Raw genomic sequence first — 25,722 nt, forward strand, 5'->3', positions numbered from 1 at the left:
ATAGTAATGATATAGTGAACATCATTTAATATAACGCAAATCCTTTGCCAAGAAAACGCTTTAATTGCAAGCAGGGTATCACACTCCATCTATAAAGGCATAATTGATTCAAATGAAAGAGAGCATAATGACTTCAAGCGAAAAAGCGGCGACCTCTTCCCGCTGGATGCCGGAAAAGATCGCCGCTTGTTTGATCAGCTTTGCAGAACAGAGCTTCTGCTCGCTGAATCAATATGAAAGAACAGACTATCTGCTCTGATCAATTTTGATATTTACGTCTGAATTATTTGCGTCCGAATGATGAGTATTCGTCCGCAGATTGTTGCTCTGTTTCATCCAATCGATCCCATGCGATCCGCCGGGATGGGTGTTCCGGCAGTACCGCAGCAGCCAGCTGTCTGACCGCAGGATGTTCCGATTCCAGGATGGACTCTCCCGTATCGGCTTCATGCACGATCTTTCCCTGATCCATCACGACCATGCGATCACACAGTGTCAGGGCTGCCCGGATATCATGCGTGATAAACAGATAGGACAGCTGATGCACCGATTGCAGCTCGGCCAGCAGATTGAGAATATGACTCTGGTTCACCATATCCAGGCTGCTGACTGATTCATCGAGCACAATCATTCGGGGCTTCAGCGCAATCGCTCTTGCGATATTGACGCGCTGCAGCTGCCCACCGCTGAACTGATGCGGATGCTTGCTGCCATCTTCTGCCGTGAGTCCCACCTGTTCCAGCAGCTCGCCGATCCGGTGCTGCTGCTCAGCCGGTGATAATCGTTCGTAATTGCCCAGAGGCTCTCCGATGATCTGGGCAGCGGTCATCAGCGGATTGACCGCCGAATAGCAGTCCTGAAAGACCACCTGCAGATCACGTCTCAACTTGCGGAGCGTGGTACGATCTGTGTTGTACAGATCATGCCCCTGGAAAATCACCTGTCCCCGGGCCGGACGCTCCAGTCCGAGTATGATTTTGCCCAGTGTGCTCTTGCCCGCTCCGCTCGTACCGAGCAGTCCCAGACAACAGCCTTCACCGATTTCCAGCGAGATGTCTGTCAGCACCCGGGGAGATGTTCCGGAGCGGGATAGCCAGCTGCGCCTGCCGTAGCTATGACTTACATTATTCACCTGCAGCACAGTGATCCTCCTTTTGTCGCAGCGGATGCGGACGGGTCTGCAGCAGCAGGCGTGTATACTCATGCACAGGCTGATCAAACAGCTGGTACACATCCGCCTGTTCCACGATACGTCCCTTTTGCATAACAGCCACTTCGTCCGCCAACTGGGAAATGACTCCCAGATCATGGGAAATCAATAAAATGGACGTTCCACATTCCGTACGTAGCCGATCCAGCTCCCGCAGTACCTGCAGCTGATTGACCACGTCCAGCGCTGTCGTCGGCTCATCCGCAATGAGCAGCGCCGGACGCAGACACATCGAGATCGCAATCATCACCCGCTGCAGCATACCGCCGCTCAGTTGAAAAGGATACTTGCGCATCAGACTGGCCGGCTCCGGCAAATTCATGCGGGTTAGCGCAGCGATAGCCTGCTCTTTGGCCTGGCGCCTGGACAGACCGGTATGGGTACGCAGCGTCTCCACGAACTGGGCACCGATCGTATAGACCGGTGTAAAAGCATTCATCGGATTCTGCATAATACAGCCGATTTCCCTGCCCCGGATGCGCTGCATTTCCCCGGCGGACATCGCGTTCAATTCACGTCCCTGCAGCCGGACCGTACCGGACACATCCATTCTGCGAGGGTTCAGCATCTGCAGGATGGCGCTGCATGTCAGCGACTTGCCGCTGCCGCTTTCCCCGACAATACCGAGTACACGGCCCGGTGCCAGCGTCAGATTGACCGGTTCCAGCAGTGTCATCGGTTCGTTGTCCGTTCTCAGCCGGATATGCAGATCCCGGACTTCCAGTACATTTGGCAGTTCAACTGTCATGCTTAACCCCTCCTATCCATTCCGCTTTGCTTTGCTGCTACTAACGTTTGGCAATGCCGTATTTGTCGGACAGTGCTTCGCCGAGAATATTGAATACCATTACTACGATCAGAATCAGCAGACCGGGATAAATCATCAGTTCCGGATGACTGCGGATATAGCTGGTGCCTTCGTGAATCATTGCGCCCCATTCCGCATTGGGCGGCTGAATGCCCAGACCGAGAAAGGAAAGCGCCGAGATATCCATAATCGCCCATCCCATCTCGAGCGTCCCGATCACGACAATCGGACGCTGTACATTGGGGATAATATGCCGCCGGATAATACTCCAGGTGGAGGAACCGCTAATCCGCGCTGCGGCAATAAAATTCCGTTCCTTGAGACTAACCACCATATTCCGGCATATCCGCGCATAATATACCCACTGCACCATCATGAGTGCCAGCAGCACCTGCATCAGACCCGGTCCGAAAATGCCGACAATGCCCAGCACCAGCACCAGATTTGGAAAGGCCATAATGCCTTCACACAGCCGCATCAATATGCTGTCGACCCAGCCGCCCACATAACCGGCGACCGCTCCGACCACAATACCGATCAGCAGCGAGGAGACAAAGATCATCGCCGCGAAGCCAAGCGATATTCTCGCTCCATAAATAAGCCTGGACAGCTGGTCCCGGCCGAGATGATCCGTACCCAGCCAGTGATCCATTGACGGGCCTTTGAGCTTTTGCAGCAGATCGACCTTTACCGGATTATGAGGAGCGATCCACGGCGCCAGTAGTGCAACACCGAAGAACACCAGCACTGCCAGCGAACAGATCAGGATCATCCGCTGTCCTTTAAAGGCTGCATGCCATTTCATATTCAATGCTCTGCCCGTCCTTTCGATGAGATCCGCGGATCCATGTACAGCTGTACCAGATCAACGAGCAAATTACACAGGATAAACAAACACGCCGCCAGAAAGACATAACACTGGATCACGGGAATATCCCGGTTAAATATCGCATCCACAAAATATCGTCCAAAGCCGGGCCATGAAAATACCTGCTCCACGATAATCGTGCCTGTCAGCAGCTTACCCAGATTGATGCCCATACCGGTAATCAGCGGGGTAATCGCCAGCTTCAGCACATGCTTGAGCATAATCGTCCGTTCGCGCAGACCGCGCATACGGGCATACTGCACATACGTCTCCTGCATCTGCTCCAGCATACTGGACCGCAGCAGCCGGGTGTAGACGGCGATCAGCACCAATGAGAGCGCTACTGTCGGCAGCACCAGATTCTGCCAGCTTCCGCGGCCTTCAACCGGCAGCAGATCCAGTTTGACCGAGAAGAAGAAAATCAGCAGATAGCCGAGCCAGAATTGCGGAATCGAAGCTCCCAGATAGGAGATCGCCCGGCTCACCATATCGATCCAGCTGTTGCGATATACCGCCGCCAGAATGCCCAGTGGAACACTGACGATCACCGAGAACAGCATGCTCCACAGCGCCAATTCAGCGGTCGCCGGCATTCTCGATACGACTTCATTCCAGACCGGCTGATTGGTCAGATACGATGTACCAAAGTCCAGCCGGGCGATTTTTTGCAGAGTATGCATATACTGCGTCCACAGCGGCTGATCCAGCCCGAACTCATGGCGCTTCTGCTCCAGCACTTCCGGGGTCGGATAAATATGGGCAGCTGTCAAATACGCTTCCGCCGGATCGACCGGAGACAGATGAATCAGTCCAAAAGTAACCAGTGTAGCGATGAAGACGATCGGAATGATGGCAATCATCCGTTTACCGATATAGCCAATCATTAATCTTCTCCTCCTGAACATGCGTTATAAAGCGGAATTAGATCTAGGGTGCAGTCACCTGAATACCTGCGAACGGATTGTCATCACGGCTCGCCGGGAATTCAAAGTTGGTAATTTTCTTCTGGTACACTGCCGTTTTCTTGATATAGGAAATCGGGATAATCGCCGATTGCTCCTGCAGTGTTGTCAGAATGGAGCGATACAGCTCCTGACGCTTGGTCTCATCGGTGGAGGACAGAGCCTGACGTACCTGCTCATCCAGCTGTTTTTTCGTCGGGATTGCACTCAGTGTCTCCGAGATGCCAAAGCCCGGGCTTGCCACGACATTGATGAACGAATGCGGATCATACGGTGCACCATAGTTGTACCAGAAATACAGGTCAAAATCGTTCGCTTTCAGGCGCTTGATCTGCACAGTCAGTTCCAGACCGGTCAGATTTACTTTCACACCGAGTGCACTCCACTCTGCCTGAATCGTCTCTGCCATCGCTTTCTGGATCGGATCGGTTTTGTCGAAAATCATATCAAATTCAAGTGGCTGGCCATCCTTCTCGCGCACCGTTCCACCAGCAGGCAATTTCCAGCCCGCTTCATCCAGCAGTGTCATCGACTGCTGCACATTATACGGAATTGGCTTCAGATCAATATTGGTGTACGGATAGTTTTTGGACAGTACGGAATCCGCAGGCTGTTCGAGGCCGGACGTAATGCCCTGCACCATCGCCTGCTTGTTGAATCCTTCATGCAGCGCCATGCGCACTCTGACATCTGCCAGTTTGGGATTGGAGGAATTGAGCAGCAGGCTGCGTGTTCCTACAGGATCGGACAGTTTGGTGACATATTCATCGTTGGCCTGAAGTTGGGTAAAGGCATCCAGACTGATCACGCCTTCTCCATAGATCAGATCGAGTTCACCTTTCTCAAAAGCAGCAACACGGGTCTCCGCATCAGGAATAATCTTGACGGTGACCTGATCGATCGCCGGAGCTTTGCCCCAATAGTTCGGATTGCGCTTGAATACGGCGTATTCGTCCTGCTTGTAATCAGACAGCATCCAAGGGCCGGTACCGACCGACTTTTTGACGCCTTCGGAGGTATCGCCGTTATCCGGGAACCCGGCTGCACCAAGGAAGCGGAATGGACGAACAACAGACAGATCCTGCAGTACTGGATAATACGACTTGGTCAGTGTCAGGCGGAACGTATGATCATCCACCACTTCGGTTTTGTCGATCACACTGACAATGCCCAGCCAGCTGTGGGTATCTTTGTGCTTCATTACCGCGTCAAAGTTCTTTTTGACAATTTCGGCGTTAAAGTCACTGCCGTCCGAGAATTTTACATTCTGGCGAAGGTTGAACGTATAGACTTTGCCATCGTCGGAGATTTTCCACGATTGTGCCAGTCCTGGTGCCAGCTTGCCATCTTTTTCATAGCTGACCAGCGGCTCATAAATCATCGACTGGGCGAACAGCTGCGATGGATTGTATGTATGAGGATTCATCGTCCCGATATCACGAGGCCATGACATGGTAATGGATTTGGCAGAAGCTGCCGCATCGGAAGCATCGGAAGCATTGGAAGATGCAGTATCGCTGCCTGTATTACTGCAACCCGCAAGCAGAAGCAGTACAGCCAGTATTGTCGCCAATACCGGAATAGAAGACCTTTGACGGTGATATGACATAAATGATATAACCCCTTTTCTCTATTGATGATAATGATTATCATATTCATTCATTAGAATAGGTAGGAGTTCGTCTTTTGTCAACATAAATCGTCATTTCCTGCATTATGGCTGTACAACAAACCGGTTTATAAAGCTAAAATATTATCCAATATAACAAAAGCCTGCTCCATTTGCACGGAACAGACTTCCATTATAAATGCTGCCTGACCGAATCGCGAATGCAGCAATCTGCTTCCAATAAGGTTCGGCTTTTCAGGCACCATTAACGTATATGGATGCACAAGCAGGATTATATCAAAGTCAAAGCAACCGGCTATTCACCTCAGCCATGACGCTTGGCCAGTGTGACCACTGCCGTAATCGCAGCTTCGATCTCACGCTGCACCGCATCGGCGACCACGTTGGTGTTCGGGTCATACTCGGCAGCCAGATCGGCGTCCGCATAACCATCGAGAGCGACGATTGCTCCGGCACGTACACCGCGCAGGGCTGCGATAATGTACAGTGCCGAGATCTCCATCTCCACGGCGAGCGCTCCGGCCTGCTTGAACTTTTTGTGCGGGAATTCTTCGACGCCGTTAAAGAATACATCCAGCGTCACGGTGATGCCTTTTTGCACAATGCCTTCGCTCTGACGAGCGGCTTCGTACAGTGCTTCGACAATCTCGCTGTCCGCTACAGCAGGGAATCCTTCCGGTACAAGCTGACGGGTCAGTCCGTCCGTACGTACTGCTGCCGTACTGACGATCAGGCTGCCTGCCGGATGATCTGCCGAATACGAACCGGCGGTACCTACGCGGATCAGCGTCTTCACCCCTGCACGAATCAGTTCCTCAAAGCATACAGCAGCTCCCGGCGAACCAACGCCATGACTGACGACAGCGATTTCCACACCATCTCTGGTACCAACGAAGCTGCGGTATTCCCGGCTGAATGCCAGTTCCCGCGGATTGTCCAGCTGGGCAGCGATTCCTGCTGCCCGTTTCGGATCGCCGCAGACAATGGCGTATTCCGGAATATCTTCACTGTTCACTTGCAAAATAGGCATCAACATGGGCTTGATCGAACTCCTTTTTTATCCATTTCCGTTTATTATACCAGCGGCAGCGGATTTCTCCCAGTCCTGTCTAAACCGGCAACCTGATCTTATCAGAAATGAAATCCGACACGTCCGTCGCTGTTATGCAGCCACACACCCTTGCGGCTCTTGTCCAGCTCGCCACGCAGACCCTGAATGACTTCACGCATATCCAGACTGCCTTCTTCGTGCCAGCGCAGCGCCGCCGAGACATACAGTTCACCCAGCTGGGCAAAGGTAAATCCTTCGGTCAGGCGCGCCGCTTCCACGACCACTTCTTCCCCGGCAAATTCGTGCAGCCGCTTGCGATGGAAATATTCCAGGCGCAGATCTTCATTAGGCAGGTTAATCTCGTAGGCACGGTCGAATCGTCCGGCACGGTTCATCAGACCCGGATCAATCTTCTCCGGATAGTTGGTCGTACCGATCAGGAAAATTCCCTCTTTGGACGTCGCACCATCCAGCGTATTCAGGAAAAAGGAACGCGATTCCGCTGGCATGGAATCAATATCCTCGATCACCAGCACCATCGGCGCCATGCGTCCGGCTGCTTCGAACACTTCCTCGATCGATTCGCTGTTCGTATACTCGGTAATCTGCCAGTAAGCGACCGGTCCAGGCACACTGCCGGCAATCGATTTGACGAGCGTCGTTTTACCATTACCGGGATGGCCGTAGAGCAGAATGCCCCGCTTGTAAGGCACATCATATTTCTGGTAAAAGCTGCGGTCTTCGGCAAAAAAGCGATCCAGCGAGCGGTAAATATCCTGCTTGATCTCACTCGGCATAATAACATCCTCGCGGGAGACCGCTCGGCTGACCGGCTCCAGCTGACGGTTGATGCCATGTCTGCCATCCGTAAATACCGTTACCCGGAGCAGGCTTTGTTCCCGCTGGCGGATACGCACTTCACCCAGAAAAGTTAGCAGTGCTTCATCGCTGACCGCGAATACCAGATCATCATTGCTAATTCCGTGATCACGGAAAACAGGCATGCGCGCCATGGCTACACCGGCTTCCGGATAGGCAAATACATTATTTTTCATGGAACGGTGTACTCCGTAATCCGGTTCCGGCTTGTCACCGTCGTAGACAAATGTCCATTCTTCCAGCCGGTCATAGATGCTGGCTACATGCTCAACAGCGGATTTGCCGGAACGCAGGTCATCCTCCAGCAGATCCCAGTATTCAATATTCGGATCGTCACTGGCATACAGTCGATATTCGACGCCATAACGTTCCTGCAGCTTGGCCGCGATCCCCTGGATGACACGTGCATAATCCGCATACTGGGAAGGCATTCCTTTTTCTTCTTTGTTATATACAATAATGGCAGGTTTCTGAACAGATGCTGCCTGTATTGAATCATCTTTGGTACGGTAGATAGAATCCAATCCGTTATCCCCCTCTGTTATCGGTTCGTTGTTCATTTTTGATAGGTTATCGAAACGGAAGACCCGGACCCGTTTCACCGGAAACAGGTCTTCCTTTTTTCTTCCTTCTATTCCATTCTACTCTTTAACGAGACAAATGTTTAATTTGTTCCTTTGATCGCAGCCAGTGGCTGACATTTGGCTACGACGGCAGCCAGTCCGGCGCCGGTGACACTCTCGATAATCTGATCCACATCCTTGTAGGCCTGCGGCGACTCATCCAGTATACTCTCCAGCGAGCGCTGGTTCACGACAATTTCGTCATCTGTGCCGACTTTCATGGAGCTGGCAAATTCATCGACTTTGACCAGCCGTTTCGTCGCAGAACGGGAGCGGGCCCGTCCGGCTCCATGGCAGATCGAGTAATAGTTGTCTTCTCCACCGGGCAGTCCGACCATGATATATGAGGACGTCCCCATTGAGCCGGGGATCAGCGCCGGATGACCGGTCTTCATGTATGGCTCGGGATTGCCGGGATGTCCGGCCGGCAGGGCACGGGTAGCTCCCTTGCGGTGAACGAACACAGTATCTTCTCCCCGGTATTCGGACCAGGCATAATTATGCATCAGATCATACAGTGTACGCAGCTCACACTGGCTGCCAAATACATCGCGCAGCGCTTCCCGGATCGCATAGGCGATCAGATGCCGGTTCACCGTGGCATAGTTCAGCGCCGAGTACATTAGATTCACGTAATGCCGGGATTCCGGATGAGACAGCGGCAGGAAAGCAAGCTTGGGATCTGCCGTGCCGAGTCCGAGCCGGTGCATCGCCGCGATCATCGCCGGATTGCTTTCCTGGCTGATGCCGCCGCCCCAGGAACGGGAACCGGAATGGATCATGACGGCAATCTGTCCGTCGTACATGCCCCAGCTTTCGGCAATATCGCGATTCTCCTCCGCAATCTCCAGCGCCTGAATCTCGGCAAAATGATTACCCCCACCCAGCGTGCCGAGCTGCCGATGACCCCGATGCCAGGCCCGGTCGCTCACATTGTTCAGTACATTTTCATCAAACTTGAACCAGCTCTCTTCCACATGGGTCAGAGAAGTCGACTTTTTCGGAGTATAGCTGTCCGGGACATATTTACCCTGCAGCCCGTGCAGTCCTTTACTGACGACATTTTCAAGCCGCAGGTCGGAGAAATGACCGCGCTGCTGGGACTCCATCGGCAGGTATTTCTCGATCGTTTTGACCAGTTTGCGGCGCAGTTTGACCTCTTTGAGATCGTCGCGGTGCAGATTGGTCAGATGCACCCGCATGCCGCAGCCGATATCGCTGCCGACGATGGAAGGTGATACATATCCGTCTTCGCCGCCCCATACGGCAGTCGTACCGATGCAGGTACCGACGCCGACATGCACATCTGGCGTGTAGCCCATATAGCGAATGCCGGGAATCTGCAGATTGTTATTGGCCATGGCGAATACTTTGTAATCCAGGCCGGCAAACAGCTCGGGATTGGCGTATACATGTACATCCCCCGCTGGCAGTTTGACCTGGTGTATATAAGGATTGGTGTTCTGTATCATAAAGTGATTAAACCTCTTTCATCTAAAAATCATACTTTTAGTTGTTAATTTATTCAGGTTATTTATTGGAGCTGCTGCTTGGTTTATTGGATACGGCAAGCCTGTTTGTATCATCATCACAGGCTTGCAGGCAGCTCAGACCCGGATAGCTTGGCTGGCTGACCGTTATCATTATGACCACACCTGCCGCAGTGTATCGCGGAACAGCTGGTCCAGTGTCTCAACCAGATTCTGTGCCGAAGCCGGATGCAATGATGCTTTAGCTTCCAGATCGGCAATGGAATGTTCCAGATAGTGATGGATAGATGGAATCGGTGATTCCAGATTCAATTCGTCTCCTGCCATTTTACGTTCCAGCAGATGAAGGATATCCTCGCGCAGCTGACCATCCGGCAGCAGCTCGGCGACCAGCTGCTGGAATTCCATTGGTGGCATGGTGCCTTTTTGCTCGATCCAATAGCAGACGAGAATCCCAGCCGTTAATATCCAGCTGGTCGCTGATCGGATATTCGATTACATCTCTTCGGTCGAAGATGGACAGATACCATTCCGGCGGATGCACATAGATAAACCGCACATCATAGTCGCTGTCCCGGGAAGGAAATCCCCATGCCTGGCTGACTTGCATGGGTATCACTCCTTTGTCTTAGTCTGGTATATTTAGCTGCCGCTTTATTGGGTCCAGCAGCCTATCGTTGACGCTATCGATACGGTATATTTTTATCCCATCAATGGTTTATCGTTAGTCCGCGCGAAAATACAGAAAAGCCGCAGACCCTGAATTACGGTCTGCGGCTGGTTGATGGAGAATAACCGGGATGATGCACAAGCTGAATTTCTGGGCATTCTGATGCGTCAGCTGAACTTTCTGGGCATCTTAGTGCCAGGCTAAATCCCTTGAGCATCTTTATGCCCAGCTAAATCTTCTGGACACTTTAATCCGGTTATTCCTGCAGCTGCGGTATATGGACATGATCTCCGGAAAAAAGAATCGCGAACCGTACACCGGCTGAATATGAGGTTGTTCATATTGTAGAGGCTCTGCCGCCAACGCTGTACCTGTAATAAGGATGCAGATTCAGTGATAATGGCGGCGGCCAGTTATACGATCCATAAAAGGGACCAGGTACGTAAGCACCTGATCCCTTTTCCTGTCAGCAGCACAGGTTACAAAGCGGCCTGAATGTGCTGTACGATTCTTTTGACTGAAGATTATGTCGTCCGTAAGAGGCTGGAAAATATGGAGCAAGCATATGGAATTGTCAAAAAGCCTGTCTGTTGGCGCTGGTTATCAATAATTGTGTATGTGATCTGCTGATTGTCCATTCTATCGCTGCCCAGGGTCATAATTTCCAACCTCCCTTCTTGTTAATATGACTTAATGATAACTACATGAATTTCCAATTGTCAAATATGACTGGGAAAAACAGGACTTTAGTCTTGGGTTGCACCATCGGTTGTGAGGAGCATTGTACCTTCGTAGTAGCATTCGAGCTGTACGGATGAATTGAATGAATGACTTTGTAATAAATGACTGTTTTATGTATGAATATCCATCTTTACACTTCCATAAGAGTAGCGTTGGCAGGTATACCAATTAAGAGCATTAACCTTTTATTTGTGTGAACAAGGTATTTTCAACCTTTTATAACATATTTATTAAATTCATTTCAGGATAGCTATACATCATATGAATATTCCACAAAAATATTCACTTTTATACATTAATCGGTATAATTCTACAGGGGCACTGACCCTATTAAAATGATATTGGAGGAGAATTATGCTACATTTATTTACCAAAAAGATTACACTTGTTCGATTGCTGCTGACCGTACTGATGCTGTCACTGGTCCTGGCACCGCTGACGGCTTCGGCAGGCACGACATCCGAGCCGTATGCCAAAACCAATTTTGCCAATAACAAGTACTACCTGTTCAACAATGTATGGGGACAAGATTCGGTAAAGGGATGGTGGCAATCGACCTATTTGAATCATGACCGCGACCTGGGCTGGGTGTGGAACTGGCCAAGCAATACGTCGACTGTCAAAGGCTATCCGTCCCTCGTAAGCGGTTGGCACTGGACGGAAGGTTATACACCGGGCAGCGGCTTCCCTACCCGGCTGTATGAGAACAAAAATATCAATACCAATGTCTCTTACTCCATTCAGGCCAATGGCACCTATAATGCTGCCTATGACGTCTGGATTCATGACACGGGCAGAGCGACCTGGAATTCCACACCTACGGATGAAATTATGATCTGGCTGAACAATACCCATGCCGGCCCGATTGGCGACTATGTGGAGACCGTCTATCTTAACGGCAGCAGCTGGAATCTGTACAAAGGCTGGCTCAACGCCGGCGAAGGCAAAGGATGGAATGTCTTCTCCTATGTCCGCACATCCAATACGTCCAGCGCTTCTCTGAATATCAAAAATTTTACCGATCACCTCGTCTACACCAAGTACTGGATGGCCAATACCAAGTATGTCAGCAGTGTGGAATTCGGTACGGAAATCTTTGGCGGTGAAGGCCAGATCAATATTTCCAACTGGAACGTGAATGTTCAGTAACCGATTGCCTAACGGATAGCGAAGCGAACAGCAAAAAAAAGCAGCCAATTGCCGGGTTTTCATATTCTCTTCACATTACTCTGATATAATGTTTCACTGGCTACCATTCTTCGTTATTGAAGGCAGAGGTGAATACATGACAAGAGAACGGATTGATGAGTGGGCACTGCTGCGGGGATTATGCTTTCTCGCGGTAGTTATGCAGCACTGCATTGGAGAATACATTTACCGGAGCGATATTATGGCGGCGGATTCGATTATGCTGGGAATGGTATATCATTTCACCCGTTTCGGTACATTGACGTTTGTCTTTCTGGCAGGGGCAATCCTGTTTTACCAGTATGGTGACGGGCGTTCATACCGTTCAGCACTGGTACGCCGGATTGGCGATATTTATGTACCGTTTGTGCTGTGGACACTCATTTACTGGGTGGTCGTCCAGCTGGCGGATCATCATCCGCTATTCGGACCGGGAACCTGGCAAAGTATACTGACCCAGCTGTTCGCACCAACCAACGGCTATCATCTGTGGTTTGTGATTATGATCTTTCAGTTCTATCTGCTGTTCCCGCTGTTCCGCTGGTTGTTCCGGCAGTTCAGCAGCCGCTGGCTGGATGGCCGGACAGAGGGCCGGCAGCAGCGAATTGTGATCGGAATGCTGCTTCTGCTCGCTATCATGTACGGCTGGCTGATGTGGATGTGCTACAATGTGCTCCCCGGCTGGAGCCTGCAGGGAGCCTGGCAGGCGCTGCTGGAACACCGGACGAGCGAGTTCCCGTTTTATTTCTTTTACTTTGTGCTGGGCGGGATATGCGGTTCCGCCATTCAGCGCTGGCGCGAAATGGTGATCCGGCTGCTGCCCTGGAGTACCATCGTATTTCTAATGATGTATATCTGGCTCGGCTATGATCTGCTGCGACATTCAACGGAAGCGGTGAATCTCAATGTGTCTACCTATCTGAAGCCGACGACGTTTGTGATCGTTGTATCGCATATGCTGCTCATTTACGGACTGGCGCTGCTGCTTTCCCGGCAGAATCATGTGCTTGTCCGTTTCCTGAAATGGTGCGGGCGCTATTCGTTCGGCGGTTACCTGTCCCATGCGCTGATTCTGGCCGGTGTCGCTTCACTGACGCGGCCGCTTGTACTGACAGGCATGCATTTGCCGGTCACCCTGCTGAGCTTTGCCTTTGTCGCTCCGGCGGCCATTCTGCTGACCAGCCTGATCTCCCGACTACCGGGCGGACAGTGGCTGACCGGATCAGCAGGCAAGAAATCACGCAAACGCACTGCCCCTCCGGGCAACACGGTAGTACCGGATACACCGCTTCGCTAACTGTATGGATACGTCGTGAGCATCTTTGCATGATTTTATAAATCGACCACAAAAAAACCGTCTGTTCCTGAAATACAGGAATGGACGGTTTTTGGTTTACTTGTAGTTCGTACCGCAGCATCCGGCATCCTTACAGCGGCAGACGAACCGAGAATTCGGTCCAGTGCTCGTCGCTCTCTACCAGGATGATCCCGCGGTGCTTTTTCAGAATCTTCGTGACGATCGCAAGGCCCAGCCCTGAATTTTTGCGGTTCAGCGGCTTGGTGCTGAATCCGGCTTCAAAAATCTGCTGCTTCAGCTTCTCGGGAATCGGGTTGCCATTGTTGCCAACCGTAAAGGTCAGCTGTTCGCCGCGAATCTGGCCGGTTACCCGGACAATTTTCTCCGGATTATCCGTCTCCATCACCGCATCGAACGCATTATCGATCAGATTGCTGACGATCTTGACCAGCTCGGTGGATTTTACGGTTCCGAACTGCACGGATTTGAGGTTGGCAATCTCATATTCGAATTTGATTTTGCGGTCATAAGCCTGTGTGGTCTTGGCCTGGATCAGTGCCGACATGGCCGGCAGATTGATATTGATAATCTGGTTCATCGCAATTGATTCACCCACCAGCTCGGCAGTGTATTCCGACAGATCATCATATTTCTTCATCTTGACGAGCAGCTGAATCGTATTGACATGGTTGTTAAAGTCATGCCGCTGCTCCTTGATCGAGTTGAACAGCGCATCGATATTCTCCAGATAGACATTCTGTACACTCTGCGCTACCGCTTCAGTACGACGGTTCCACAGAGCAATCATGCCGAGGACCAGACCGATAATAACCAGTGAGCAGGCAAAAATGGTCAGGGTCAGACGAACAAGCTGATCATTGAGCGTCTGCTGCACACCCGTCAGATCCGATACGATCAGGATAACCGCCGGATAACTGAGCTGCACCGGTATAAATGTCTTGAGTACCGGCATTTCCTTGTATTCTTCGGTCAGCGAGATCATGCGCCCTGTCCGTCCGGCCTGCCGGATATTATCGCGGTCGGTCTCATTTTTGTAGGAATAGTCATTGTTCAGCGTCTGGGTCTCATCGTACCAGATCACGCCGCGTGAATTGTACTGGTTGGCCTGATCCAGGAAAATCGGTGGGTTAAAGATCGCTATCCCCAGTGTCTGACGGTTGGTCTCTCCGTTCAGAATCTCGCGGATGACCGCTTCCACACCTGTATCTTCACGATAGGCACGTACGGCTTCATCGTTGGTATACACACCGATAATATAGTCGGTGGTTCCATCATAATAAAAGCCCCACTTCTCGCTGCCGGGTGTGTTGATATTATCGCTCCCGATCATGGGTGCTCCCCAGAAATTGGGCAGTGCCTGACCGACCTCCACATCCGGTCGCTGTCCGCGCAGCAGCTGCCGGATCGCTTTGAGCCATTCCGGGCGCCATGATTCATTGCTGGTCAGTTCTGCCGGATCGGAAGATTTTATCGGTACAAGATGGTCGCTGTCTGCCCGGAGAAGCGTAATATGGTCGACGCCTACCCGGGTCTTCATATCGGACAATTGTTTATTCGTAATCTCGCTGAGTGCTGGTCCCAGCGACGATTTGACCGCCTGTGCAGCCATTCTCAGATTTTCTCCGGTCAGATTCTCTACAAAAGTCTCACCACTTTGAGACAACTTGATCGAGGAGCGGACCTGATCTGCAATAACACGCATATTCTGCTCCTGGACAGAGATAAGGGCGCGGCGTGTGGATACGTAATACGTTGTATTTACGATAATCAGCACGATAGCCATTACAGCCAGTATATATACAGTTACCGGGAACGGTTTGGGCAACAGGCTCTTGCGTTGTTTCATATTAGCAAATTTACCCCCATCTATATCAGCGCTATTTCAAAGAATAAGCTGCAATAGTTACCTCATTTTTCCGTGCTATTTGATCTGTCGGCCGGATTAGCCTTAGCAATAATACCTCTTCTGGCTTCACTTGTCATCTGTTCATTGTTGCTGCATTTAATTTATCGACAAAGTTCGATTGTATTCTCTGTATCATACCATGAACTCTATAGAACCACATCGGATTTCCCTAAAAAAATCCATAATAAATGTATAAACATTCCTATTAATTTATGGAAAAGTTACCTAATATTTATTGTACTAAAGCTGCTAAAATAAATCCATTCAAGAAAGACCCTGATTCTGCCTCACGGCGCATCAGGGTCTCTCGTTTACATCGGGTCATATTCGACTATCAGACAGAACTGAACTGCCATCATCGGTCACCGGACAACCCGTTCATTTGCCGGATGATGATATAACTTTATGGAAATCTGCGCTGGGCGCGCCACTCCATATACTGGTTCTCCAGCATCTCACGTTCACGCTGTTCATGGGAATCCCGCTGCGGCAGCCATATTGCTGTATCCTCGTCTTCATAGATCGTCCACAGGTCGGTGAACAGATAATCCTGCAGGCTCACACGCTGTCCGCTCTGGCGTCCTTCGGCCCATAGCAGCCCGTCCGTTGTCCGGATCACGGTGCGCATACTATCCATCGTACGAGCTTTCTGACCGAGCCGGATAGCAGATAGCATCTGTCCAAGCGTGTACCAGTTCATCGTCTCACCTCACTCTGCAGCCGTCCGGCAGAAACGCTGGCAACGGCATGAACTTTAACGTTCGATCAGCTTGAAATCATCATAATGGAAGCCTGGAGCGACTACACACGATACGAATACAGGCTCATCGCCCAGCGGACGGGCCATCTGCCATACACCGGCAGGAATCAGCACCTGTGGCAGCTGGCCGGCTTCCAGATCCAGACCGAGGATGAATTTCTCGCCTTCTTCCGGCTTGTCACCACTGCCGCCGAGTGTCAGTTCCAGCGGACTGCCGGAATGGATCAGCCACAGTTCGTCCGAATGAACAACATGCCAGTCCGAGATCTCATCGGCATGCAGCAAAAAGTAAATCGATGTCGCCGAGAAGCGCGGACCGGAATACTGCGGCGGCAAAATGGACTGTGGAATCTCAAAGGAAGCTTTCCACATTTCCTTGTACCAGCCGCCTTCTTCATGAGGCTTCAGTCCAAGCGCAGCTACGATAGGGGATACGGGTAATTTGGTGGTCATGGTCAAATACCTTCTTTCTGTAATAGTGAACAATGGGAGGAATGCTGATGAAAATAAGCGGATCAGTGTGCTTCGGCAACCTGGATATCCGGTTCGGTGGACAGCTGCACATTACCAGCAACTGCGCGCGAGATCATGCAGGACTGCTCGGCTTTGTGGGCCAGCATTAGTGCCTTTTCCCGTTCGCGTTCCCCGGCACTTGCAGCCAGTACGATCTGCGGCCGGTGAATAATCTGCTGGTAGGTGAAAATATTGTTCGTTACATCCACATGCCCCTCGGAACGCATCGTCAGCCGGTCTACGGCAATATTCGAGCGTTCCAGCATGGCTGCCAGTGTGATGATATAACAGGTCGCTGCCGCACCGAGCAGCATCTCATCGGGATTGGTGCCTGTGCCGGGACCGCCCATCGGCTGCGGGATCGAGATAACGGTATTCAGATTGCCGGTGGAAATGGTACCTTCGCTGTTGCGCCCGCCTTTCCAGTCGGCATCCAGTATAAATTCATGAATCATGAAGATCACTCCTTGCAGTACAATCACAATCAACGCTAGTTTATCATATTCCTGCCGCTTTTGCCGCCTGCCCGCAAGCATTGCCCCGGACAGCAAAAAACACTGCACTACAGATAGACATCTGTAACATTGCAGCGTTTTTTGGATTAAAAGTCTTTTTTGTAAAAGCGGCGTGTTCCCCAGGCCAGCAGGATCAGCGTGTAGATCACAGCATAGACAATAAATGAAGCGGAAGGAATCTGCCCCAGTCCGAAGCCTGCAGTTATCGATCCGCTCATGTCCAGCATGCCTGCCAAATCCTGCAGTCCGAGCAGCAGTGCCAGCATTTTGCGCTGGATCGCATCGACCGGCATAATGAGCGAGATCAATCCAGTAATATTGTACAGTGTCTTCAGCACTTCAGGGTCCATCTGCATGGAGGACGTCACCTTTTCCACCATACCGCCCAGCCAGCCTGCACCGTACAGCATGGTCATAAATACACCGTTACCGATGGCCGAGAAGCTGGTCGAGCCAAGCAGACTGAGCGTGACCAGTACAGGCACGGTCAAGGCAAACAGCAGATACGACTGGATATGTACCCAAATATCTTTTGGTACATTCGCGTGGATATCCGCAATGACCACAATCGAAATATACAGGATTAATGCATAAAGGATACCAAACAGCGCATAACCCAGCCATCTGCCCAGATACCATTTCCAGCGGGGAATCGGACGGGTCAGCATCGATTGCATAATCCCGGTCTCCGCCTCACCTGAAATAGCCGAGAACGAACTGAAAATAACCAGAAACGCCAGAATAAAGCTGCCAAAGAAAAATCCGAGTGTCAGCAGAGCGGCTCCCTGGGCAAACTGTTCGACCAGCTGGGCCGAAGGCGAACTGTTCATCATCTCTGAAGCCCCAATCGTGCGGGCGATAAACCAGAATACGATCAAAAATAGAACGGTCATGAGCACCGTCATCAGCAGTACTTTTTTGCGCAGCAGTTCTTTCCAGGTCATTCCGATTACAGCTGTCATTCGTGTTCCCCCCTGTGACTGAGCCCGGATACAGCTTCCATAAACCATTCTTCCAGGCGTTCCCGGACAGGCTGTACCTGATACAGGGTCATGCCCTGATTCACAATCAGTGTAGTGATGAAGCCCACCTGCTCTTCATTGTCGATAATCGCTTCCAACCAGACCGTATCCAGTGAAGGCTCTGCACTATAGGATTCAGTGTCTGTATGGGCAGCGTCAGGGATGGACAGCTGAAGCGGGATACCGCTCGTCTCCACCAGCCATGGAAGAATCTCGGGCGTAAAGCCGCCAATCTTGAAGCGCCAGCGTGTCTGCGCATAGAGCACTTCATGAACCTGTCCGTGCCGCAAAATAACACCATTGTTGAGCAGCGCGATTCGATCGCAGATCGTCTCCACTTCCTCCAGCAGATGGGAGTTGAGAAATATCGTCTTGCCTTCCTGCTTGAGCTCCTGCAATAGACGGCGTACGTCCATCCGGCCTACCGGATCGAGTGCCGAGGAGGGTTCATCCAGAAATAGTATGGGCGGATCATTGACCAGCGCACAGGCAAGACCAAGCCGCTGCTGCATGCCTTTGGAATAATGTTTGACTCTGTCCTTGCCACGACTTCCCAGACCTACACGGTCCAGCAGCATCGGAATTCGAGCATGGGCTTCTTCCTTTGCCATGCCGCATAACCGGCCATGGAGTTCTATAACTTCTTTACCTGTCAGCCATTCCTGGTAACGGTACAGCTCCGGCAAATAACCGATATGCTTTCTTGCCGCTACCGAACCGATCGGATCACCGAACAGTCGGGCCTCACCATTGGTTGGCATAATCAATCCAACCAGCATTTTGACAAGTGTACTTTTGCCGGCACCATTGGGGCCGAGGAAGCCAAAGGCTTCCCCTTCTCCAATTGTAATCGTTACATTCCGGCAACCTTTACCATTACTGTATTCCTTGGTTAGGTTCTGAATATCGATTGCCGCAGTTGTCATGACTGAATCAGCTCTTCCACTTGATCAATCATTTTCTCACGGGTATCAAACATCTGGCCTTCCATGGTAAACAGCTGATTGTCCTTGGTCCAGTAAGCCGTGTATTCCGGCTGTTCTGTCAGCTCTGTTCCATCCTGGGTCGTATAGGTCCGGGCTTCAATAATGACCGGTACTCCGTCAATGGTAACGCGCTCAGTCGGATAGTTGGAGACTACCGGTAAAGGAAGCTCGCCTGTGAGCACTTTCTCTTTTTGCAGCATACCCTTCACATTGTTTGGCAGGAACGGCAGGTTGACGATTGCCTTGAAAGCTTCCTCCGTATTGATGGAAGAATCAAATTTGATTTCAGGCAGGCCGGACTGATACAGCATACCACCATTATCATCCTTACCAAGCGGATACATTATTGTCTCTGGCATCGTGAGGGTAATCGGCTTCTGATTCATCGATTCCGGCAGCAATGTATCTCCACCCAGCTGCTCAATCGCTTTATTGACTTCATGTACATTCATGCGCAGCGTCTGGGTTTTGGAAGAATCAATAGTTACTTTGGAATCTTTGTCTTCTACAGCTGCGGCGATATAGCTGTATCCCAGCATGTCTGTCGCTTTCTTCGCCGAATACGTTCCTTCAATCTTGCCGGCCGAATCAGTAAATGATCCAAAACGGTTCATATCTCCTTCGGTGACGCCACTCTCCTTGTAATGACTGAACATCTGATCGAGGTCCTTGTCATTAACGGCAGTCACTTCCTGCATACGGAACTGGTTCAGCAGGGAAGCCAGTGCATTATTGCCAAATGGTGTGGTGATCACGACACCGGCAATGGCGCAGGCAGCGATACCGGTTACCCATCTGCGGCGTGCAGGGTTCATTTTCTTGCGGTTTTTGGCAGACTTTGCAGCAGGGATTTCCTGACGGTTTGGCTCTTGATGATGATTGGATGGATTTGAATTCATGGTTGTATTCATTCCTTTCAGATTGGATATTGAATGAGGCGCTTGATTTGTCTTGGATTGAAATGCAGGATCAGACCATTTTTCCCAGTTGGGATGTGGTGTTTCCTGTTCCAGCAGCGATTGCATTTTCTGCCAGGCGCTATCTGTCGACTGAAGACTGTCTTCTCTATTCGGGGCTGCTGATGTATTCATTTCCTGTGGGTGTTCCCTTGTGTCGGTGGGATCCAGCGGATGTCGGGTCACGTATAATATCCTCCTTTTGCTTGAAACTGTTCCATTCTCCGGCTGATGCTGCATGGCTGTGTATGACCTGTTTTGCCTTTGCGGCGATTCAGGTGGATTTCAGCATCTTTTTCCTTAATTTGTTGGTTGCCCGGTGCAGAAGCGTACCTACCAGCGGCGGCCTGAGTTGAAGCTGCTCGGCGATCTCTGCGTAACTGTATCCCGAGTATCTCATCAGCAGCGCCTGCCGGTCGCGCTGAGGCAGCTGTTCCAGCAGCTTGTGCACTTCATCCTGCTCCAGCTGCTGGATCATAATCTCCTCTCCCGTTGGCGGGGAATGACCTTCCAGATCGTAGTACTGCTCCTGCTTGTCCTGCAATCGGCGCTCACGCGCTTTTTTATCCATATAGTCATAAGCGATTCGTGTCAGTACACGGTGCAGCCAGGCACCGATTGCTTCCGGATTATCCGGGGGATTGCGATACAGCCGGAGAAACACCTCCTGGGCCAGATCATCTGCTATCGCCTGATCACGCAAAAGCGCATTTAATTTTCGTTTAACGGTCGGGTAATGCTCATAAAATATTTGTTTGAACTGTTCCGGTTCCGGGTTGTTCATGTATTGCATGCTCCTTTCCGCTGCAGCTATAAGAAAGACGCGCCTGTTTGAATTTTTATATCACATTCGGTAAAAAAATATTAATAACGTGCAGATGAATCTTGTTTATCATCGGGTATAATCGGTCAAAAAACCAGCCGGAACAGCTGCTCGGGCCGGATATACCGTACTCGCCGGATAAATCCATTATTTTTATTAGTCATCCAATAAATGGATAGTTATAATGGAGGTAAAATCTTGAGGGGGCGTGAGCATATGCACTGGCTGAATGATTTTGACCGGCATATACATGCAGCATTCGAGGAAGCGGCACAGCGAATTCGTCAATTTCCGGCTCCACTGAACAAGGAGGGTATGGAGTATCTGACCGGATTCGATATCCGGCTGCAAAGCGGCATCCATAACTATATCTGCTACCTGCTGCCTTTCTGGCTGGAGAGAATGAGCAGACCCCATCTGCAGCCAGATATGCATGAGCATGTGCTGCAAACGGCGCGGCAGATCGCCACAGCCAATATTATGGGCATGCTGCATTATTTTATCCAGGATGATCTGATGGATGCATCCTCTACAGCAGCTGAAGATCATGGAGCCGCACTGATGCAGAGCTTGCGGCGACTGCTTCCGCTGAGTGAGCTGCTGTATGCGGAATATACCGGTATTCTCTCCCGCATCGCCGGTCACCGGCCGGAATACTGGCTGTACCGCCGCCAGTATACGCATGACTGGGCACGATCGGTCTATCATGAACAGCATCCCGGTCACTTCCTCGACAATATTCCGCTGATTACAGGCAGAGCCAGTCCTCTGCGGTTGTCCGCTGTCGTCATGCTGCTGGAAGCCGGTCTTCCCGCGCGGCTGCCCGGGATTCTGCAGCAGCTGGATCTGGCCCTGCTGCTGCTGCAGATGAATGATGATGCCGCTGACTGGCCGGAAGACCTGCAGCTGCACAACTACAACTGTCTGCTGTCCCTGATCCACCATGAAGCCCATCCTGCCGTCCCCATAGCACCTGGAGCCTTTTACATACTTGATGAACAGATGATACGGCATTATATCTACGATAAGAATATTTTGCGGTACTATGCCAGTCTCGCCCACGCCCAGCGAGCTGCCCGGCCGGATGATCCGGAAGACAGTATCGACCTGCTGCAATTTTGCGATGATCTGGTGCAGCAGCTCGACCAGCTCGCCGATACCATAGAAGCAAGTCGCAATCTGCTGCTTCAGCAGGGAAGTCTTTTTTACTACGTCAACAACCCTAATTTGTTATAGATTTTTCCATTATACCGTGCTAGACTAATAGGAAAATATAACCATTTTGCGAAAGGATTGATGGTCATGTCCAGCCAAGCCCTTATACACTCGCAGGTCATTCAAAAAGCGTGGGAAGATCCGAATTTCATGGAATTGCTGAAAAGCGATCCCAAAAAAGCACTGTATGAAGTGATGGGAATTACACTTCCGGAGAATGTGCAGCTGAAGACGATTCAGGAGACTGCCGAGGAGATTTATCTGGTCATTCCGCCCAAGCCTTCCGAAATGGTTGCCTCAGCCAAGATTAATGTCAAAGCAGCCTGGTAACGAACTCAGGCGTCGATTTTATTAATAAGGTGTACTTAGAACACAGGAAAAAGCGCAATCCTCCACACAAAGGGATTGCGCTTTTTTTATATGCGACTGCGTCTTTTCTCCCTTGTCGGCGGGAGGGCATTTGATTATTCTATTTATAAAGCGCTTACATTAATATCCTGTTGGATCGCCTGTCGTATTTGTCTGATGAAAAGGAGGCCTTCGATGAATGCTGAATTCATGATTGAACATGATATTGATCTCAGCTTCCCTACCCATTCCAATCTGCATCCCCACAAATGGACGCTGCTGTATGCGGCCATAAGTGCTGGAGCTATCCATGATACGACAGCCCAGATTTACCTTCTGCCTCCCGGAAAAATCTCGTTATATTTACATTTACTTCCGCTGACAGAGGTTTGCTGCCAGTTCACCGCGCATTCCCAGTGGACGCTTTTGCTGCACAAGCTGCAGACCGGACAGCCGGATCGACCCCTTCGGCTGGAAGATACAGCATTATGCCGGCAGATCGAGTATATTCTGGAGCGGATGCAAGAATACGGTGCCCAGCCGCATAACACGTATTATCGCAAGCTGTCCTACCATTTGCTAAGTGAACTGCTGCTGCTGCTCGCTGCCGGTGCACGTCCCGGTCTGTACCCTGCCGATCCGCGTATCGATGAAGTGCTGCAGTATCTGTATACCCACTATACGAGCGATATTCGTATCGAACATCTGGCCCAGCATGTATGCCTCTCGCCATCGCATCTGTCCCATTTGTACAAGGAGCAGACGGGCGAGACGATTATGGATACCGTACTGCGGCTAAGACTGGAGCAGGCCAAGCATCTGCTCTGTTTTACGACCCGTTATATCGGTGAGATCGCCTATGAAGTCGGCTTCAATTCGCAGACCTATTTCACCTGCAAATTCACCCGCCACTTCGGCGTTAGTCCCTCCCTGTACCGCAGCAGCTTTTATGAGCCAAAGCCCTGCAGTTATTCCTGAGTGCCGACGACTCCAGATGGACATCGGTGCGAAGCAGCTGTCGACTGACAGCGGGCTATTTCCATACACTGGACAGCTGGTATACATCCATCGACAATAGTTTCACCTGGCCGCCATTTACATAAAAAGACATACCCTCACTCCCGGCATCCGGGAAGATCACATTGGAGAACACTTTCTGGCCGCCAGCTGCGAAAATCTCGACTGTAGACTCATCCACCAGAATCCGCAGCTTGACCCGACGATGGTTCGGCTGCAGATCGGTCGCATGCCGGGTACTGAATTTGTCGGAGAAATCGGTTATCCCGGAAGCGGTGCGATCCATGAACAGCTGTCCGGAAGACACGTGGTAACCGACCTCGGTGAATTGGCTGCCGCTCTCGTTCGTCCGCAGCCGGAAGCCAAATTCGGTCGCAGGCTGATGCGCGGGCAGCTCCACCTCGACTTCAATCTCATAGCTGCCGGAAGCAAGACCGGCCAGTACATTGGCTGAAGATTCGTCCACTACGGCTGAACGGATGCTGCGCAAACCGGTGCGCAGTGTATCCAGTTCCCTGGCCGGCGTCTGTACGAGACGGGTACCTGCTGCCGTATCGATCAGTGAGAGTTCTCTCGGAGTGCTCAGTATTCCTTTCCAATCAACGGTCGGAAGATCAAAGGCATAGTCCCAGTTGGTCATCCAGGCCATCACGATCCGGCGCTCATCCGGAAGTCCGGCAAACGACATGGAAGCATAAAATTCCTTGCCCCAATCGGTCTTGAGCACCTCCCCCGGCGGATTATCATTAATGAATCGCCCTTCGTCACTCAGCTGTCCGATAAAATACTCGGCATCCGAACCGCCGGTATCCGGGTGCGCACCCGTGCTGATCATCAGCACCCATTTGCTCTCCTCGGTGCCCTCTACCGACAGCTGGAACAGATCGGGACATTCCCATACTCCGCCGCGAATATAATCGCCATAACCAAAATTATCTGTCAGCTTCCAATCGAGCAGATTGGTCGAGGTGAACAATCGTACATGATCTCCGCCGGATACGACCATTACCCAGCGATTCCGCGCTTCATCGCGGACAATCTTGGGGTCACGGAAGTCCCAGCTGCCGGGATCATCCGGCGTCTGACCCGGATTCGGGATGACGACAGGACGATCCTCCGGGTAATGCCAGGTACGGCCCCGATCCATACTGTAGGCAATCCCGATCTTCTGGTTGCCGTTCGGACGATCGGGGTTGTAGGAAGTGTAGTAGGCGATCAGCCCGCCTCCCTCCGCCGAGTCATCAAAGAAACCGGACACATTATCCTCATCGGCAATCGCAGAGCCGGACCAGACATGACCGAGTTCATTCCATTCCAGGGCAAAAGGCAGGTTCTTCCAGTGCAGCAGATCGTCGCTGACCGCATGGGCCCAGCGCCCGCCGTCCTGGTGGAACAGATGATATTCGCCTTTGTAATAGATCAGCCCATTCGGATCACTGGCCCATCCGCGCAGGGCAGAATAATGATAGTCCGGACGATGCGGCTCGCCATAGAACTCTCCGGCAGCCAGTACATACGTATCCTGAAAGGAAGCCGCTCCCTGCAGGATTGCGATTCCTGCTGCATTACCATATCTGCCGACTTCATCGCTCTCCAGCGCCGGCTCTGCATAGCCATCCAGGAACAGGCGAATATGGCTGCCCTTCGTATGAATCTCCAGCCGGTGCCTCACTCCATCTTCACTGTAATAATCGGCTGCCGAAGTCGCCAGCACCGCACCGTCAACCTGCTGCAGCCTGACCCGGACCCGGTTATCCTGCCGGATCAGCAGCGCGATATATCCCTGCTGACCGTCAGCCGTACCATGGAAAAACATCCCGGCCTCTGTCTGTTCCTCTACCGGCATCAGATCGGTCATGATCACGGCATCCCCCTGTTCGCCGGGGACCGTATAGGTCCGTATGCCGGATGCTGTCCCATCGGCAGTCCCGCGGATGCCGCGTTGGTCCATTGCCCAGACCGCGGTGCCATGGGTACGCTCGCCGGTCAGATTGCTGTTCCAGACGATCGGTGTGCCGGTTGTTGTGTCTGCGCTGTTGTCATCGGTGTCCTTTTCCTTCATGTTGTTCTCCTCTACAGGTGGTCTACTGGCAGCTTGCCCGGCGGCCTCCATACTGCGGGCAGGAGTATATGCGTCTCCTGCCAACAGCAGTACAAGCGTGACCGCCGTAAATCTGGATAATCGGGATGGCATCTTCATTCCTCCTGATGAACGGATTTGAG

General features: G+C 51.4%; 25 protein-coding genes. 6 read left to right on the forward strand and 19 right to left on the reverse strand.

Annotated elements, in window-relative coordinates; genetic code table 11:
- The first annotated feature begins 127 nt into the window (after positions 1-127).
- Positions 128-259, forward strand: a complete 132-nt coding sequence (locus WH45_RS24080; protein ID WP_268748564.1) for a hypothetical protein — start codon at positions 128-130, stop codon at positions 257-259.
- A gap of 24 nt (positions 260-283) precedes the next feature.
- Here WH45_RS24080 and nikE read toward each other — a convergent pair whose 3' ends face one another.
- From nikE to WH45_RS23850, 10 genes are all read right to left on the reverse strand, one after another.
- The gene (nikE, locus tag WH45_RS04460) at positions 284-1,141 is read right to left on the reverse strand and encodes a nickel import ATP-binding protein NikE (protein ID WP_052723613.1); all 858 of its coding nucleotides are present in this window, start codon (positions 1,139-1,141) and stop codon (positions 284-286) included.
- The gene (locus tag WH45_RS04465) at positions 1,125-1,958 is read right to left on the reverse strand and encodes an ABC transporter ATP-binding protein (protein ID WP_046213192.1); all 834 of its coding nucleotides are present in this window, start codon (positions 1,956-1,958) and stop codon (positions 1,125-1,127) included. Before WH45_RS04465 ends, nikE begins: the two co-directional genes overlap by 17 nt.
- Positions 1,959-1,998: 40 nt before the next feature.
- Positions 1,999-2,823 (reverse strand): nickel ABC transporter permease subunit NikC, encoded by an 825-nt coding sequence (gene nikC / locus WH45_RS04470; protein ID WP_046213193.1) that lies wholly within the window; start codon positions 2,821-2,823, stop codon positions 1,999-2,001.
- A gap of 2 nt (positions 2,824-2,825) precedes the next feature.
- Positions 2,826-3,770: a nickel ABC transporter permease subunit NikB gene (nikB, locus tag WH45_RS04475; protein ID WP_046213194.1), complete on the reverse strand. Its 945-nt coding sequence runs from the start codon at positions 3,768-3,770 to the stop codon at positions 2,826-2,828.
- Positions 3,771-3,813: 43 nt separating this feature from the next.
- Positions 3,814-5,457, reverse strand: a complete 1,644-nt coding sequence (gene nikA / locus WH45_RS04480) for a nickel ABC transporter substrate-binding protein (RefSeq protein WP_046213195.1) — start codon at positions 5,455-5,457, stop codon at positions 3,814-3,816.
- A gap of 325 nt (positions 5,458-5,782) precedes the next feature.
- A complete protein-coding gene (locus tag WH45_RS04485) occupies positions 5,783-6,514 on the reverse strand; it encodes a nucleoside phosphorylase (RefSeq protein WP_046213196.1) in 732 nt (243 codons plus the stop codon).
- A 95-nt stretch (positions 6,515-6,609) separates the two neighbouring features.
- Positions 6,610-7,839 carry an AAA family ATPase gene (locus WH45_RS04490; RefSeq protein WP_046213317.1) on the reverse strand — a complete coding sequence of 410 codons (1,230 nt, stop codon included), beginning with the start codon at positions 7,837-7,839 and terminating at the stop codon, positions 6,610-6,612.
- Positions 7,840-8,072: 233 nt separating this feature from the next.
- A complete protein-coding gene (locus WH45_RS04495) occupies positions 8,073-9,503 on the reverse strand; it encodes an RtcB family protein (protein WP_046213197.1) in 1,431 nt (476 codons plus the stop codon).
- Between the two features lie 171 nt (positions 9,504-9,674).
- On the reverse strand, positions 9,675-9,938 hold the full coding sequence (locus WH45_RS23845) for a DNA polymerase beta superfamily protein (RefSeq protein ID WP_046213198.1): 264 nt from the start codon (positions 9,936-9,938) through the stop codon (positions 9,675-9,677).
- Positions 9,850-10,131, reverse strand: coding sequence for a DNA polymerase beta superfamily protein (locus tag WH45_RS23850; protein WP_235338276.1), 282 nt, complete (start codon positions 10,129-10,131; stop codon positions 9,850-9,852). The genes WH45_RS23845 and WH45_RS23850 overlap by 89 nt, the downstream gene beginning before the upstream one ends.
- Before the next feature lie 1,155 nt (positions 10,132-11,286).
- Here WH45_RS23850 and WH45_RS04505 point away from each other — a divergent pair.
- Together WH45_RS04505 and WH45_RS04510 are read left to right on the forward strand one after the other, a co-directional pair.
- Positions 11,287-12,081 carry a GH12 family glycosyl hydrolase domain-containing protein gene (locus WH45_RS04505; RefSeq protein WP_046213199.1) on the forward strand — a complete coding sequence of 265 codons (795 nt, stop codon included), beginning with the start codon at positions 11,287-11,289 and terminating at the stop codon, positions 12,079-12,081.
- Positions 12,082-12,217: 136 nt separating this feature from the next.
- Positions 12,218-13,417: an acyltransferase gene (locus WH45_RS04510; RefSeq protein ID WP_046213200.1), complete on the forward strand. Its 1,200-nt coding sequence runs from the start codon at positions 12,218-12,220 to the stop codon at positions 13,415-13,417.
- A 130-nt stretch (positions 13,418-13,547) separates the two neighbouring features.
- Here WH45_RS04510 and WH45_RS04515 read toward each other — a convergent pair whose 3' ends face one another.
- The 8 genes from WH45_RS04515 to WH45_RS04550 all read right to left on the reverse strand — a co-directional run bounded on the left by WH45_RS04515 (position 13,548) and on the right by WH45_RS04550 (position 20,880).
- On the reverse strand, positions 13,548-15,284 hold the full coding sequence (locus WH45_RS04515; protein ID WP_046213201.1) for a sensor histidine kinase: 1,737 nt from the start codon (positions 15,282-15,284) through the stop codon (positions 13,548-13,550).
- A 463-nt stretch (positions 15,285-15,747) separates the two neighbouring features.
- Complete coding sequence (locus WH45_RS04520) at positions 15,748-16,044, reverse strand: hypothetical protein (RefSeq protein ID WP_046213202.1); 297 nt, start codon at positions 16,042-16,044, stop codon at positions 15,748-15,750.
- A 54-nt stretch (positions 16,045-16,098) separates the two neighbouring features.
- Positions 16,099-16,557, reverse strand: coding sequence for a cupin domain-containing protein (locus WH45_RS04525; RefSeq protein ID WP_046213203.1), 459 nt, complete (start codon positions 16,555-16,557; stop codon positions 16,099-16,101).
- Between the two features lie 62 nt (positions 16,558-16,619).
- Complete coding sequence (locus WH45_RS04530; RefSeq protein ID WP_046213204.1) at positions 16,620-17,072, reverse strand: OsmC family protein; 453 nt, start codon at positions 17,070-17,072, stop codon at positions 16,620-16,622.
- A 146-nt stretch (positions 17,073-17,218) separates the two neighbouring features.
- Positions 17,219-18,094 (reverse strand): ABC transporter permease, encoded by an 876-nt coding sequence (locus WH45_RS04535; RefSeq protein WP_046213205.1) that lies wholly within the window; start codon positions 18,092-18,094, stop codon positions 17,219-17,221.
- On the reverse strand, positions 18,091-19,080 hold the full coding sequence (locus WH45_RS04540) for an ABC transporter ATP-binding protein (RefSeq protein WP_046213206.1): 990 nt from the start codon (positions 19,078-19,080) through the stop codon (positions 18,091-18,093). The genes WH45_RS04535 and WH45_RS04540 overlap by 4 nt, the downstream gene beginning before the upstream one ends.
- The gene (locus WH45_RS04545) at positions 19,077-20,282 is read right to left on the reverse strand and encodes a hypothetical protein (protein WP_046213207.1); all 1,206 of its coding nucleotides are present in this window, start codon (positions 20,280-20,282) and stop codon (positions 19,077-19,079) included. Before WH45_RS04545 ends, WH45_RS04540 begins: the two co-directional genes overlap by 4 nt.
- An 88-nt stretch (positions 20,283-20,370) precedes the next feature.
- A complete protein-coding gene (locus tag WH45_RS04550; protein ID WP_046213208.1) occupies positions 20,371-20,880 on the reverse strand; it encodes a sigma-70 family RNA polymerase sigma factor in 510 nt (169 codons plus the stop codon).
- A gap of 255 nt (positions 20,881-21,135) precedes the next feature.
- On the opposite strand from WH45_RS04550, the gene WH45_RS04555 reads away from it, so the two are divergent.
- From WH45_RS04555 to WH45_RS22745, 3 genes are all read left to right on the forward strand, one after another.
- Entirely contained in the window at positions 21,136-22,155 is a 1,020-nt protein-coding gene (locus tag WH45_RS04555; protein ID WP_046213209.1) for a hypothetical protein, read from the forward strand.
- Between the two features lie 66 nt (positions 22,156-22,221).
- Positions 22,222-22,464, forward strand: a complete 243-nt coding sequence (locus tag WH45_RS04560) for an NHLP leader peptide family RiPP precursor (protein ID WP_046213210.1) — start codon at positions 22,222-22,224, stop codon at positions 22,462-22,464.
- A 213-nt stretch (positions 22,465-22,677) separates the two neighbouring features.
- On the forward strand, positions 22,678-23,460 hold the full coding sequence (locus tag WH45_RS22745; protein WP_052723614.1) for a helix-turn-helix domain-containing protein: 783 nt from the start codon (positions 22,678-22,680) through the stop codon (positions 23,458-23,460).
- A gap of 55 nt (positions 23,461-23,515) precedes the next feature.
- Here the strand turns inward: WH45_RS22745 and WH45_RS04570 are convergent, their stop codons facing one another.
- A complete protein-coding gene (locus WH45_RS04570) occupies positions 23,516-25,693 on the reverse strand; it encodes a glycoside hydrolase family 32 protein (protein WP_052723615.1) in 2,178 nt (725 codons plus the stop codon).
- Positions 25,694-25,722 lie beyond the last annotated feature (29 nt).

The sequence above is a fragment of the Paenibacillus wulumuqiensis genome, from assembly GCF_000971965.1.
Classification (GTDB): Bacteria; Bacillota; Bacilli; order Paenibacillales; family Paenibacillaceae; genus Saccharibacillus; species Saccharibacillus wulumuqiensis.